This is a genomic window from Ruegeria sp. YKSD179 (assembly GCF_059612885.1).
In genome coordinates this window covers 21,228-35,474 of record NZ_JBXWRL010000001.1, presented here as the reverse complement: position 1 = coordinate 35,474, position 14,247 = coordinate 21,228, and the positions used below count along the sequence as shown (strand labels likewise).

General features: G+C 50.4%; 13 protein-coding genes. 4 read left to right on the top strand and 9 right to left on the bottom strand.

Going from position 1 to position 14,247, the window contains the following annotated elements:
• The first annotated feature begins 4 nt into the window (after positions 1-4).
• Positions 5-1,738, top strand: a complete 1,734-nt coding sequence (locus AC2FNE_RS00145; RefSeq protein WP_437436810.1) for a SulP family inorganic anion transporter — start codon at positions 5-7, stop codon at positions 1,736-1,738.
• A 206-nt stretch (positions 1,739-1,944) separates the two neighbouring features.
• On the opposite strand, the gene AC2FNE_RS00140 is transcribed toward AC2FNE_RS00145, so the two are convergent.
• The gene (locus AC2FNE_RS00140) at positions 1,945-2,406 is read right to left on the bottom strand and encodes a hypothetical protein (protein ID WP_170610364.1); all 462 of its coding nucleotides are present in this window, start codon (positions 2,404-2,406) and stop codon (positions 1,945-1,947) included.
• A gap of 6 nt (positions 2,407-2,412) precedes the next feature.
• Positions 2,413-2,700, bottom strand: coding sequence for a hypothetical protein (locus AC2FNE_RS00135; RefSeq protein WP_170604232.1), 288 nt, complete (start codon positions 2,698-2,700; stop codon positions 2,413-2,415).
• Between the two features lie 996 nt (positions 2,701-3,696).
• Between AC2FNE_RS00135 and AC2FNE_RS00130 the strand changes: the two genes are divergently transcribed.
• Positions 3,697-5,238: a phospholipase D family protein gene (locus AC2FNE_RS00130; protein ID WP_496804546.1), complete on the top strand. Its 1,542-nt coding sequence runs from the start codon at positions 3,697-3,699 to the stop codon at positions 5,236-5,238.
• A gap of 275 nt (positions 5,239-5,513) precedes the next feature.
• Here AC2FNE_RS00130 and AC2FNE_RS00125 read toward each other — a convergent pair whose 3' ends face one another.
• Together AC2FNE_RS00125 and AC2FNE_RS00120 are read right to left on the bottom strand one after the other, a co-directional pair.
• Positions 5,514-6,401 carry a c-type cytochrome gene (locus tag AC2FNE_RS00125; RefSeq protein WP_496804545.1) on the bottom strand — a complete coding sequence of 296 codons (888 nt, stop codon included), beginning with the start codon at positions 6,399-6,401 and terminating at the stop codon, positions 5,514-5,516.
• Between the two features lie 10 nt (positions 6,402-6,411).
• Positions 6,412-6,879, bottom strand: coding sequence for a c-type cytochrome (locus AC2FNE_RS00120; protein WP_254442453.1), 468 nt, complete (start codon positions 6,877-6,879; stop codon positions 6,412-6,414).
• 86 nt (positions 6,880-6,965) lie between these two features.
• Between AC2FNE_RS00120 and AC2FNE_RS00115 the strand changes: the two genes are divergently transcribed.
• Entirely contained in the window at positions 6,966-7,814 is an 849-nt protein-coding gene (locus tag AC2FNE_RS00115) for a LysR family transcriptional regulator (protein ID WP_170476489.1), read from the top strand.
• Positions 7,815-7,865: 51 nt separating this feature from the next.
• Here AC2FNE_RS00115 and AC2FNE_RS00110 read toward each other — a convergent pair whose 3' ends face one another.
• The 5 genes from AC2FNE_RS00110 to AC2FNE_RS00090 form a co-directional block, all read right to left on the bottom strand.
• On the bottom strand, positions 7,866-8,186 hold the full coding sequence (locus AC2FNE_RS00110) for a hypothetical protein (protein WP_170476490.1): 321 nt from the start codon (positions 8,184-8,186) through the stop codon (positions 7,866-7,868).
• A 198-nt stretch (positions 8,187-8,384) separates the two neighbouring features.
• Entirely contained in the window at positions 8,385-10,259 is a 1,875-nt protein-coding gene (locus AC2FNE_RS00105; protein ID WP_496804544.1) for a DUF3604 domain-containing protein, read from the bottom strand.
• Positions 10,260-10,496: 237 nt separating this feature from the next.
• On the bottom strand, positions 10,497-11,621 hold the full coding sequence (locus tag AC2FNE_RS00100; protein ID WP_496804543.1) for a cytochrome-c peroxidase: 1,125 nt from the start codon (positions 11,619-11,621) through the stop codon (positions 10,497-10,499).
• Complete coding sequence (locus AC2FNE_RS00095) at positions 11,618-11,995, bottom strand: FixH family protein (RefSeq protein WP_170476493.1); 378 nt, start codon at positions 11,993-11,995, stop codon at positions 11,618-11,620. Before AC2FNE_RS00095 ends, AC2FNE_RS00100 begins: the two co-directional genes overlap by 4 nt.
• On the bottom strand, positions 11,992-12,798 hold the full coding sequence (locus AC2FNE_RS00090) for an amidohydrolase family protein (protein WP_496804542.1): 807 nt from the start codon (positions 12,796-12,798) through the stop codon (positions 11,992-11,994). The genes AC2FNE_RS00095 and AC2FNE_RS00090 overlap by 4 nt, the downstream gene beginning before the upstream one ends.
• A 635-nt stretch (positions 12,799-13,433) precedes the next feature.
• On the opposite strand from AC2FNE_RS00090, the gene AC2FNE_RS00085 reads away from it, so the two are divergent.
• Positions 13,434-14,060, top strand: coding sequence for a hypothetical protein (locus AC2FNE_RS00085; RefSeq protein WP_496804541.1), 627 nt, complete (start codon positions 13,434-13,436; stop codon positions 14,058-14,060).
• Positions 14,061-14,247 lie beyond the last annotated feature (187 nt).

The following is a 14,247-nucleotide window of genomic DNA, read 5'->3' as shown; positions in this document are numbered from 1 at the left end:
ATAGATGTTGATGCGGGCGGCGCAATTTTTGCCCATCCTTGGCTGGGCGCACAGCTATGGTCGGGAACAGCTTTCCAACGATCTGATGGCGGCGGTTATCGTCACGATAATGCTGATTCCGCAGTCATTGGCCTACGCGCTGTTGGCTGGGCTCCCACCAGAAGCCGGTCTTTACGCCTCGATCGCTCCCATCATCCTTTACGCGATATTCGGTACCAGTCGCGCCTTAGCCATTGGGCCAGTTGCCGTTGTCTCACTTCTGACAGCGTCGGCGGTTGGTCAAGTCGCCGAACAGGGTTCGGCAGGCTATGCCGTCGCGGCCTTGACCCTCGCGTTCCTCTCAGGCGGGTTCTTGTTACTCTTAGGTCTATTTCGCTTGGGCTTTCTGGCTAACTTTCTGAGTCATCCAGTTATTGCTGGCTTTATCACAGCATCCGGCATTTTGATCGCCGCCAGCCAACTGAAGCATATTTTTGGTGTGAATGCCCACGGCCATACACTGCTCGAGATCCTATTATCCCTTGCTTCCCATCTGCATGAGTTAAATTGGATCACGTTATTAATCGGCGTCAGTGCGGCGGCTTTCCTATTTTGGGCCCGTAAGGGGCTAAAGCCTGGATTGCTGCGCCTGGGTGCCTCAGGGCGTTTGGCCGACGTTCTAACCAAGGCGGGACCCGTTGCCGCTGTCGTCGCCACGACAGTCGCTGTCTGGGCTTTGAATCTAAGCAGTCAAGGTGTGAAAATCGTTGGTGAGGTCCCCCAAAGTTTGCCACCGCTTGCTATGCCAGGTTTTGCGCCCGATTTGCTAGGAGCGCTCTTGGTTCCAGCAATTCTGATTTCAGTGATCGGCTTTGTCGAATCCGTATCGGTTGCCCAAACACTTGCAGCTAAGAAACGTCAACGTATCGACCCGGATCAGGAACTTATTGGGCTTGGAGCAGCCAACATCGGTGCGGCATTCACAGGTGGGTATCCAGTCACGGGTGGGTTCGCTCGCTCGGTCGTCAATTTTGATGCCGGCGCAGAAACTCCAGCCGCGGGAGCCTTTACCGCATTTGGTCTGGCAGTTGCTTCGCTGGTCTTGACGCCGCTGGTCTATTTCCTGCCCAACGCTACTCTGGCAGCAACGATCATCGTCGCTGTTTTGAGCCTTGTGGACTTTTCTATCCTGCGCAAAACGTGGGAGTACTCGCGCGCGGACTTTATCGCAGTTTCAGCCACCATTCTGCTTACACTGGGTCTTGGCGTTGAAATTGGCGTGGCCTCAGGTGTGGCAATTTCAGTGTTGTTGCACCTTTATAAAACCTCGACCCCACACGTTGCTGAGGTTGGTCGCGTCCCCGGAACAGAACACTTTCGCAACATTCTACGTCATGAGGTCGAGACTAACCCGACGGTGCTAAGTCTGCGGGTGGACGAGAGCCTCTATTTCGTAAATGCCCGTTTTCTTGAGGATCTTGTATACAGTCGCATTGCCGACGGCTCAGAACTGAAGCACATCGTTTTGATGTTCTCCGCCGTTAATGAGGTGGATTATTCCGCGCTGGAAAGTTTGGAAGCGATCAATCACCGACTTAAAGATCTTGAGATTGGCCTGCATTTGTCTGAAGTTAAAGGGCCTGTAATGGACCGGTTGAAGAGGTCTCATTTCATCGACGATTTAAACGGCCAAGTGTTTCTGTCACAGCAGAATGCATGGAACGCGTTGTCTGGGGTAACAACGTCTAGGGATGCGTAGACGTAGAAAAAAAGACCTCTCCTAAGCCCACCAAGCCAATTGCCGTGCTCTTTGGACGAATGCAGGTTCAATCAAACTGCAGGGATGGCAGAGTGAGGGCTTGAGGAACTGGCAACTGTTAACCAGGTGCATTTTACCTGTAAGGAGGCAGTGCAAGTATGGGGCGAACGGCACACTTAACCCAAGTTCTTCTCTTCCCTGTGCGGTCAGTTCTTTTTGTCTTTCAGCACGGCAGTCAGAATGGGCAACAGAAGCGTCGACAGTGACCCTAATGGATTTGATCCTAAGTTCTTCAGCGCCATGACAATGTCGCGCGCTTCGTCAGCCATACCTTCAAGGTCCGCCTCGATATCTGCAATCGCCATGTCCCGCACTTCAACAGCCGGAGCGATTTCCTCTTCCACACTGGTGCGCTTGGCGGTCAACGCCAAAAAAAACGCCAACAACAAATTGGCTACGGCAAGCACGGCTGCAGATCCGGCAGACGGCAACCATGTTTTCAAGACGAAATACATGGAGATGTTCAACAGCACCAATCCGGCCATCGCGGCAATACCTGCTAAGGCAAGCATCACGGTTTGCTGTTGTACCACAGCCAAACGACGGCGGGTAATCAAGCGCTCGGTCCGATAAATCGTGGTAAGGTTCCTACTAATCCGGTTCATCATTTTTCCCTATCTTTGTGCCCTGCCGACAGCGTATCCCAATGCGAACGCTGCAAGAATAACGGTGATTGGGTAGTCCTTTTGCAAACGGCCAATTTCCTCGACCAACGCCTCTCCCACATTCTCGACTTTGCTCAGGTCTATTCCTCTTTCGGCCAGAAGCTTATGAATGTCATCCGCTGACCCGTCTTGTTTTTTTGCATTAGTCTCGGTAGCTTGTACTGTCTTGGATTCCAGTTCTGCATTTCGTGCCCGGAGTCTCTTCAATTCAGTTTCAAGTTCAGCCTTCGAAGTCATGACTTGGCGGTCCCTTGGTTTCAGGTTGGGAATTCGTGAACATTAACTCACATGGCCAACAGGACAGAAGACATTTGTGATATTTCACAAAGAATAATTAGGGCTGTTTTTTTTGCCGCTGTAACACAATTGTTGCGACAATGAACGTAGCCTAAATTTGGACACCCACTTTGCACGCGAAACAGTGGTTCATAACGTTTAGGTTTCTGATTTTAAATCCTAAAATAACCGCGACCCAAAAAGAAGTGCTAATCAATCTTGACAAGAAAACCCATCGCAATTCCGTCGACGCTCGACGTCTAATTCAGTAGAGGGGTTGTTATTGTTATGTACCTCACCATCGCTGATGAATTATAGGTATCGACCGACAGCGATCCATGAACGAACGGCTGCAGGTAGCTTCCAGTAAGCCCCGCCGGCAATGCCGCGCTATTTCCGGATTAGCATTCCCACTTCGAGACCTGGCTCTTCGAAATGTTCCAACCCCGCCTTAGCACAGGTACAAATTCGGCCCTCTCCGTCGTGCGCCCATATTACGCTTTAGGTAGAGTAACCGACCAAAACATTGACAGGTACAATCCTGCTCTATCCTCTCCCAACCGCGTGCAAAGCTGAAATAAGGAAAATGTCTGATACAAACGGAATATTGCACCACGCATCGACAACTTTATTCCTTTTGTAAATTTGACCCAGGCGCGGAAGCTAAAAACATTGTTCACCTTGTTAACAAGCCTTGCAAAGTTTCCATACAACGAGACAGTGATTCAAAAATCGCCTGCCATTTAAGCGGAAAAGTGCACCGAGGGATTACAATCAAATGCAAGTTTGGACTCGTAACAGACGAACGATGCTTTCTTTTGAATAGCCGCTTTGCCCGAAACGGGACACAACGCAGCGCTAATTTTCTCGCCCAAGCGTAAGTTCTTGAAAAACTAATCGGCGATGGGTCAAATTCAGGAACAAAGCAAACTAACATACCAAACCACGAGGCTAGGAATGCGGCTGATCAAGATTTTTTTGATTTTGGTGGCGGTGATCGCAGTTGCCATATTCGGGTTAAGGTTGGCATTCCCCCTTCCCAAAGAAAACTTTTCCGAACGAACATTGAAACAAGATCCCGATTGGACCGGTCCCTTGGGGGCGACTATTCAAAATGCGCTTGAACGGAACCCCGGGCTTGACGGGGTACGACCGTTAGGCAACGGGCGCGCAGCCTTTGCGGCAAGAGCAATCCTTGCGAGAGAGGCAGTCTCGTCAATCGATGCGCAATACTACATTTGGCAAGACGATGTAACAGGCCTGATGCTACTAGACGAGCTGAGATCAGCCGCAGAACGCGGTGTGCAGATTAGATTGCTGGTCGATGACAACGGCATATCTGGGTTGGATGATTTGCTTGCTGAGTTAGATGCACTGCCGACTGCCAATGTACGCATATTCAATCCGTTTACACTCAGGCGGCCCAAGCTCCTGTCTTACGCATTTGATTTCAGCCGCCTTAATAGGCGCATGCACAACAAGTCAATGACAGTGGACGGCGTTGCCACGATTGTCGGAGGTCGTAACATAGGGGATATTTACTTCGACTACGGAGCAGGAACTCATTACCTTGATGTAGATGCGATAGCCATTGGCCCGATTGTGGACGAAGTTTCACAATCCTTCGATTCCTACTGGAACAGTGCTTCATCTTATGATGCAGACCTTTTTTTGAATGTTCCAAAAGGGCAAAACCTTCAAGCCAGGGCAGAATCTGCGCGCCAGACTGCCGCTGGGGCAGGTTATCAGAAAGCGATCACCGAGAACGAACTGGCTGATCGAATAGCGGCACACGACCTTAAATTCGAGTGGAGCGAAGTCACTCTTTTTGTCGATGATCCGGCAAAAGGCTTGGGCGAAGTCAAAAGCGAAAACTTAATCGTTGAGCAATTGATTGATTTCGCCAATGGTTCTCAAACCTCACTTGACCTGGTGTCAGCATATTTTATTCCCGGTGAAAGAGGCGCCAACGTTCTGGAAGAATTAGCCCGATCAGGTGTGAAAGTTCGAGTTTTGACCAACTCACTGGACGCTACAGACGTAATGCCAGTCCACGCCGCTTACATGCGGTATAGGGGCGATCTGCTGAAAAGCGGTGTGGAATTGTTGGAGCTTCGAGCTTTAAGGCAGGAACATCGTGACCGGAGCCTGCCAGAGATATTAGCGGGGTCAGCGTCGGGTTTGCACGCGAAAGTCTTTGGATCGGATGGCCAAAGGGTCTTTATTGGCTCGTATAATCTCGATCCCAGATCGGCACGTCTCAATACTGAAATGGGACTGTTGGTCGAAAGCCCTGCGATTGCTGCGTCGCTTGCTTCGCAATTGAACAAACCCGACTTTGCGTATCGCGTTGAACTCGACAACGATGGTCAGATGATCTGGATGCAAGAAGAAAAAGACGGGACAGTTATCGTTCACGCCACAGACCCAGAAACTAATGGCGTCCAGCGTGCGCTCACAGCTGTCGTTCGTTGGTTGCCAGTCGAATGGATGCTGTAACGGGTCGCCGAATCCAATATTTAACATCTCATTCGCCCACCTTATCGACATGTGAGCCCATCGATGTATGCAATGGTTGCTAAATCTACTGCACCACTAAAGTTTCTGTATTGCACTTTACAAAAGAAAACCATTCGCAAAGCCAAGCGAAGTTAAACCGATCCCTTAGTCTTTGTTTTTAAACATTAAATTGTCTCACTGTGCGTCCGCGACTGTTCAAAATAGCCCGCTGGCTTTACTCAATCAACCGACTGCCCTGAACCCAGATTAATCGCCTATTTGGGAACGGCCTTTAGGTAAGCGGCAATTGCCAATCGATCACTATCGGTGAGCCGCGATGTGTTCTCGATGACTTCCACCATTTCTCCACCGGCGCTATCGTAGTCCGGGGTGAAGCCCGATTTCAGATATTCTGCGATGTCGGCTTCGGACCAATCAAGCTGGTTAGTGGTCAAGCCGGGAATTCGACCTTTTCCATTGGGATTTGGCGCACCTGCCAGCCAAAGATCACGCTTCAAACCACCTAAACTGTTACGTGGTGTATGACATTCAGCGCAGTGGCCCAGCGCCTCAACCAAGTATCTGCCTCGCTGTTCTTGATCGTTCAGATCTTCTTGAACTACCCAACCGGGTTTCAAATACAGAAATTTCCATCCTCCCAAGCTGCGCCGAATATTGAAGGGAAAGCCAATCTCGTGCGGGTCGCTCTCGGTGGCGACAGCTGGAAGTGTGTTCAAAAAAGCATGAAGCGAAACAATGTCTTCGGCGGTCATGTTGGTGTATGAGTTATACGGAAAGGTCGGATAATAATGTTCCATCTTAGGACCCGTGCCATGGATTAGCGCATTTGCCAAATCCAGCGCGGACCATGAACCGATCCCAGCCTCAGGATCGCTGGAAATGTTAGGCGCTACAAATGTACCGAAATCCGTCTGAAACCGGCGACCGCCAGTTAGTAAAAGCTTTTCATCCCCGCTGGCGTCTGGCGCCGAGTGGCAAGATGCGCATCCTGCCGCATAGAAAACCGACTCACCTCTTTTAAGGTCTGGCGAGATTCCGGCTAGTTGCGCCTCGTCTACTCTCTGTGGTCGGGTTAGCATCAAACCAGTCAACCCAACCACAGTAACAACGCCTGCAGCGAAAAGAAGAATTCGCCGCGCCATCAGCGCCTCATTATTCTTTTGGCGCTCTGTAAGCTTTGTGACATGCCGAGCAGGCTCCGCCTAGATCACCCATCGCTGCCTTTAACGCTTCGACATCTTGTCCTGCCGCGGTTTGCATGGCAACAGCGGCGTCGGCCATCGCCTGCCCCTTGGCACCAACATCCGCAAAGTTCTCCCAGATAGCAGGCAAAGCGCGCGAGGAAGGGTCTGACGCATTGTCGGAACCGGCAGGCCACATCGCGGATTGATCGATCTGGGTCAGAACGACCAAATTATTCGCGGCTCGAGTTGCCGCTTCGGCATCATATTCCACGTCTCCCTTGGCCATGCCGCCGAGCGCACCAAGGTTGAAGGCATAAAGTTGCATTATCGAAGTCCGAGCTTTGACAGCTGGGTTTTCACTTTCATGGGCAATGGCTGTTCCAATCACGGCTACTGACAAAAGACCTGCCGTGAAGATTGAGAACTTCTTCATCATGATGTGTCTCCCTGTTGAATACATAGAATTCTAGCTTGAACGAATTTTCTTGTAATTGTTTGTTATTCGGCGTCAGTTGTCAATTTATGAACAGCCAAAACTGGGATGATATTCGATACGCACTTGCTGTGAACAAATACGGTTCTTTGAATGCTGCTGCGACGGCCCTGGGCGTCACGCATGCCACAGTTCTTCGCAGGGTTGCTGCATTCGAAGAGCGCAATGGTTGCGTGATATTTCAGAAGAACCCGTCAGGATATTCCGCGCTGCCTGAGGCTAGAACAATTCTGTCAGCGATGGAAAGTGTTGAAGATGCGGTACTTTCTGTCGAGCGTGCAATTGTAGGAGCAAACCAGTCACCAGTGGGCCAAGTACGTATTGCGTCCACTGACAGCCTCTGCCAACTCGTGCTGCCCAAGGTAATAAGCGATATTTCTGCGCTTTATCCCGGTCTGGAATTGACACTGTTGAGCGGAAATAGCCACCATGATTTATCAAGATTGACTGCAGATATCGCAGTGCGTCCGTCGGTTCAACTTGGGGAAGGTCTCGTTGGAGAGCGCTCGGGAACATTGTCGTTTGGAGTTTATGATGACGGTTATCCAAATCGAAAATGGATGAAGCTTGATGGGGCGTTGAGCCGCTCGCTTCCAGCTAAATGGCTGGCGGAGCACGTCGATGCTGACGAAATAACCACCGGGGCAGACAGTTTTTTGGTTCTTCAGCAGATGGCTGCTAAGGGAGTGGGCAAAACGTTTCTGCCCGCATTCATTGGCGACGCGGATCCCCGACTTCAAAGAACAAAGAACGTAGAACCCAAAATCGAGGTGCCACTCTGGGTCGCGACATTAGAAGAAATCGCGCATACACCCAGATTTGCCGTCGTACAACGGGCTTTGGTGGAACGCATATCTTTGCTTCACCTTGAAACCTGACTTTAGGCGTTCTTCCGCAACTCGGAAAAGCAACGTAGATTGGACACTTGTCTAACCGCACTCGGTCAGACTGTTCGCTGCGATCCAGCCGAAGGTGCCGCTTTGCCAAATATTAGCTTGGGTTTTGTCGTGCCGAACCCAAGTCCAGCCTTCGGCTTGAGCAGGCGCCAAACTCTGATCCGGAAATAGAACCAAATCGCCGACTGGTATCTTTCTTAGGACCTCAGATGTTGCAACAGGAAACGCGAAAAGATCAATAACTTCAACTGCAGCGGCATTTGAAGAAACAGTGCAGGCCACAGTTGCACCTGCGGCCAACGGCGTGGAACACAGAAAAACCAAGCCAATTAAACCCAGTGAACGCGAAACCATGCTGCCTCTCCACGCGCTTTTGGTAAGTGCCTGCCTAATTGCCAGTGACAACGTCAGGTTAGCGGGTGCCTGACCAATGTTAAAGCGGGATGACAGTGATTAGTTTTTCTTTGACTGTCCAAAGTGCTTGACCACATATCGCCCCGTAAGTTGTCGGGTGCCCGTACCATACGAAAAATTGGGATTGTATTTCCAGGCTCATTCGTAACCGACATGCCAAATGGGCGACGTATATGCACGTTCCTGAATGGATAGCGGCGCACCTTCCGGTGTCGCAACACCAAAGACTTTTGCATCATAAGTTGTCCAGCGCGGTGTCGGTATTTGAAGAACCCGAACGTAGTAGAATGCTTTTTGTTTAGGATCATAATTCGGGTCTTCCCAAAAGCCCGCAAGGACGGCTTGGCCAATATCATTTGTCCATGTTGAAGCAACACTATCAACGGTGTTGCCGACTTGGCCGTCACAAACTTGGTTGATCAATTCGCGCCCTCCGCAAGCCACGTCATATACCTGCTCTGACGTTGACCCATCTGCGTTCAACCAGCCTTTTATGATCTGAATACGATCAAGGTTTGCCCCGTCCGGATCGCGCAGCGCCCGAACAACAAACCGCGGTGCTCGACCTTCCGCGTCTGGAAACAAATCGGAACCCATTGGAACGCCGTTGTCGTAACCGTATGCGTCAAAATCAGCACGCGGTAGATCAGCCTCCAAGAAATCGTAACCAGCGAAAACTCGGACTCGGATGCGAGGGCCAGTAGTGGCAAATACCTCTTTGCGAGCTAGCGCGTCCCAAATGGCTTCTCGCGTGTTTTCCCTGGCCCAAACGGCCGCGAGTCCGGATGCGGATGTCTGCCACGCATACTGCGCGACCGAGTCGTCCCCCCCGATGCCGCCAACCACCTCTTCAAATCGAATGGGATCTGCGGTTGGTTCCACTGCCGCAACTTTACCAAAGAAGTTATCCTCACCGACCGTCGAAAGCGAAGTGTGGGAATCTGTGGATCCGATCACGCCAAATTTGAACGGGTTAACCCCCATCTCCCCCTCATATGCCAGCCCTCTACGCAGCGCTGATCTGGCATACTCGCGCGGTAGCATCTCGGGTGTCTTAGGCTCTGGCCCTAGCTGACCCTTATCCCATGTTTCAAAATCAGCGAACGCGTCGTCCGGAGAAAGCGTTGGATGGGTTTCCCCATCTCCTTTCATTTGCGTGATTTCATAAATGGGTTCCCAACGAGCACGTCGCTTAAAGTATTCAACATCGAATGCCTCTCCTGAAAGCCGAACCTCGTCGAACATTAAGCCATTAGACAAGTTTCCGTTATGGGGAATAGCCAGAAGCTTCTGACCTGTCGTAACTTCGGCTTGCTCCATCCATTGCCAAAGGTCTTCCGGGTCGAAACTGTCAAAATTCGAAAACGGTATGATCTTGTCAGCCCCTTCCTTACCCCCTCTAAAAATGACATTGCGATGCAAGTTGTTTCGACCGGGATTAGAAGTCCACTCAAAGCCAATTAATGCCGTGAAGAAACCCGGGCTGTTGTGAGCTTCGGCCGCTTCGGTAATATTGCTCCAGGCGCTTTGGTAGATTTCCGGGTAATCCGCCAAAGGGTCCACGCCGCCCGACTTTGCTTGGCTCCATATGGACCACGCGCCCGCCGGATCACCCGCTTCGACAGCAGCGTCAAGCTGTTGACCAAATTCTGTAGAAAGAAGGACTTCGTCCTTAGCCATCAGAAGTGGTGCAAGACCGAGATTCTCAGCGTGATCGGCAATAACGAGAAAATCCAAGGGACGTCGCAATCTTGCCTGTACACCCGTGCTTGAAGCGACAATTTGGCCCTTTGCAAAACGATATGCCTCATCAGGACCAAGAGTATTCCCAATCATACCGGCATCGGCAGAGTAAGTCGTGTGAAGATGTGTATCGCCAAAGAAGACCTGATTAGGAAAATCCTGCTGCGGGTACGGAGAATAATTTCGATCCCCCGGCTGTGTCGCTGGCGTATCTTCGGCGGCAGCCGCACTCACAATCATAAAATACAAAAAAAATATCAAACGGAGCATGTGTCCCTCCAAGCTTGGAACAAACTATACACTGAACGTTTGATTTTCCGATGATATTTAAAACCGCCTGCTTTGTTGGCAAAGCTGCTTTTGTCTGCGGCAGAAAAATGACGGCACTGAGCTTGATCCTCTGTCAATTTAGGCCCTGACAGTTGCCATGCAGCGATGGCTAGCTCTGACACCAAATCGCAAATTTCGAAAACACTCTGGGACCTGATCAGAAATAAAATTCCAAGGTTACGGAGAGCTAGACAGGGTCTCCAAAAACGCCACCAAATCAGAGACTTCCTGCTCAGACAAATTCAATTCGGATAGTATGGCTTCACCGTCGGCATGAAGTCTTTCCACATCAATCTCGTTGTAATGTCGTACAACAGCTTCCAGGTCGTTCAAGCTGCCGTCATGCATATAAGGAGCGGTTTCGGCCACACCCCGCAGGGATGGCGTACGGAAAGTACCAAAATTGGAATGGCTTCGGCGTATACTACGAACGGCCCATGCACCTTGCTTAGCAGGATCGTCGCTCCAATCCCCATCTAGCGTGTAAGCGCTGGAGAGTAAAAAGTTCAATCCACCAAACCGACCTTCGTCAACTTCGGTTTCACTAAGAAAATACGGTACGCCAGCGTCGTGGAATTCGTTATTGGAAAACCTGAGACCGTTATGGCACAACGAACAATTTCCGCGTCCCAGAAACAGCTGAAGACCTCGCTGAGCAGCGTCAGGATAATTCGAAGCGGCGGCCATATCGCCGCGCTCTAGCGCATCCCGAAAATCGTCAAATTGGGTCCTCTCGGTAGTTAATGTTTCCAAGTAGGATGACAGAGTTTTGGCAATATTTACTAATACTAAATCGGCTCCTTGGTTTTGGGTATCACCGAAAATGGCTTCAAAATCATCAATATAAGGACTCGCAACAATAGCGTCTTTTAGACTTTCCTTGCTGTGCGCCATCTCCCTTTTTTCGATGATCGGATGCAAACTGGCTGCCCAAAGACTATCACTCTTACCTGCCCAGCCATACCAACGTAGGCCTGCCAGGTTCTTCAGTGTTGGCGTGTTCCGATCTAATAAGACGCGTCCGACCGCACGGGGCTCGGAGGTGGTAAATGCCTGCTCTGGGTCGTGGCAACTTGCGCACGCGAATGCACCGTCGACAGAAAGAATGGGATCACTGAATAACGCCGCTCCCAGCGCAATCGCCCTTGGATTATTCGAGACTCTGTTGCTGAGGTCAGCTTGGAATGACGGTGGCCACGGCCCAAAAGATAGTGTTTGTTGAATTTCATTCCGCGACAAGAGCACTTCTGCGTGCGCCGTTCCCGGCATTGCCAACAATGCGGCTGTCACCCACCGCTTCATTTCAGCTCAATTTCGGAAGTGTAAGACAATGACTCTCCCCTAAATTCGACGTCGATCTGCAACTGCCATAATCCCGGCATATGAAACAGAATCTGGTCCACCCGAAACACACCGTCGCCCAGCGCGGTAACCTCGGGTACATAGTTCAATCCGTGTTGGTGAGCAGGCATAATTGCATCGACACGTATGTCACCCACTGTAATTTCATTGCAGATCGAAACCAGAACAGAAAACGGTTGGGCCAACAGAATTTCATCAACAACCAAATGCACTTCGGGCGCATTTTGAGTTTCTTCCACCATGCGTTGACCGTTAGATTCACAGGCCATGGCCGTGCCGGAAAAAATTAGAAACCAGAAAAACCAGCGGATCATTCTGATGCCAACAACCTTTCTGCGTTAGCAAACGCGATGTTGTCCGCAATCTGGTCAGGTAGCAAATTCAACCAGTCGCGTGAAAAATCGGCATGCGGCCCCACGTAATACCAACGCTCCGGCGCGAAAGTATCCGTGCCGACCATGAACCGATCAGGGTGCGCCTCGAATGCGGTTTTCCAATCAGGGTCAAGAACGCCGCGTGAAACCATATCTGATCGATATGCCAGATCGGCCCAAAGCCTGGGATACGCGTCCAAAGCCTCAACAACATTTGCCGGATCGTCAAAGCCAGAGTGGGCCCATAGCACCCGAGCCTCCGGCCAGGTTTCGAAGATCAAGTCGACCGCCTCACGATCTCCGTGGTGGTGAAGAATTAGGTTCCGCTCTTTTGCAAGTTCGATCATACGCTGGATAACCGATGTCTTGATATCATCCCCGTATGCATGAAACTCGCCTATTGCTTCGTATTCATTTTTCGCCAGATTTTCTTCCAGATAGTCAATGACAGTGTCATCGTGCATCCATGTGTTGATCTCACCACGACGACGATAAGGCCGAAGCGCCGGAACAACGATGTCAGGCGCCGCTGCCGCCAGCAGTTGAGTGCCGTTGTCGTCCGAACTGGAAACTAGCGCCTTTCGTACGCCGGCATCCCTGAGGATTTTGGCCACCTGTTCGGGTGGCACCAGTTTCACGGCATCATGACTGTAGTGAATATGCGCATCGAAGATTGGCCGCTCGTCGGCCTCCGCACCATTGCTGAGCACAATTGCGGCTATTGGGAGGAGTATTTTTAGCACCTTATGGGTCCTCGGAATGGCGATATCAATTCGGAAACTGGAGCATCTTAACCTAGCGTCCATATTGGACCGAAGATTTTATTTAAGATAGCTGGCGTCGACGTACTAGATTTCAGTGTTCAAGATCAATTTGGCTGATTTATTCGCAAAGTAGATTTTGCCGCCTACCTTTTCAGCCATTGGTATGATCGAAAAGCTAATTTTATCATGTGGTTACAAATTCGTTCCATTGATAGAATGCTAGCTTTAATCGTTCGGTTTCACTCGACTTCAACCATGTGTGGATTCTAAAAAATAGCGCTTTGGCCGGGCCAACGGGCGGCGACCGTGCTCAGGACACCATCAGGAATTGAACAATATACCAGCGTCACAACCTGAATTATCTGGATCGCTCGCGTGACTGATCAACCCATCTCTACTCGCATTATGACCTTTGACTCCGAAATTACTCGTGGGTTTTGAATAGGCGCAGTTACATACACCAAATGTCGGATACTAAGTTGAGGCCACGGAAAAACTCGGTGGTTGGATCGTGGAACTTCTGGAACGATCTGAACAATCGGATAATAAGATAATTGTCTCTATGCGAGATAACGGAAATTTCACCAAGTATGCGCCGTCAGCAGGTGAACGGTATGAAGATTAACGTACATGCGTTTGAACAGGAGCACTTAGAGTCGGCATTCGATCTGGCGACCCGCGTATTTGTAGCATCTAGCACGTTACATCGGGCCTTGGGGATCGAGTTGAATGAGTATCAGGATTACCTCCGCCGCCCGTTCGAAAAAATGGTGGAAGAAGGCTTATCGGTTGCTGCAACTGACCTCAGATCTAACAAACTTGTCGGGTGTCTCATAGTAACAGATTTCACGAGTCTGCCGACCAAAAATCCTGCCCTAGCACAACGTTTTGCGCCAATGCTGGCTCTTACAGCGGAGTTATGCCGTCGGTATGAAATCAAACGAAAGGTTTCCGTTGGTGACGCGGCGCTGGTCGATATGGGAGCAGTATCGGCAGAGGCAATTGGGCAAGGCATCTACCAAAAAATGCGCAACGCCGCTCACGAGGTTGCAAGGAATAAAGGCTATAAAATAGCATTGGGGGGGCTATCATCTGCAGCATCCCAACGCGTCGTTCTGAACAAACTCATGCATAGCAAAATGGCAGAAATTCAATTCGCGGATTTTCAGTTTTCCGGCGAGTATCCGTTTTCAGCCATCAAGGAGCCGCCAAGCATTATTTTGTCCGAAGGCGCCTTATAACGCGCCCCTAGCAACAAGTCGCTTCCTGTTCTATGAACCCGAAGCGGCCCTTTGTGCAAAAACTCTGCTGAAACTGCGATAGTCCTGAATTTTTGACTTTTCCCATGACGCCTTTTCTAATCACCTTCGACCTACCAGTTGGACAACAGATCAGCCTCACACCTTGTACAATTGACTGTTTCGTTGC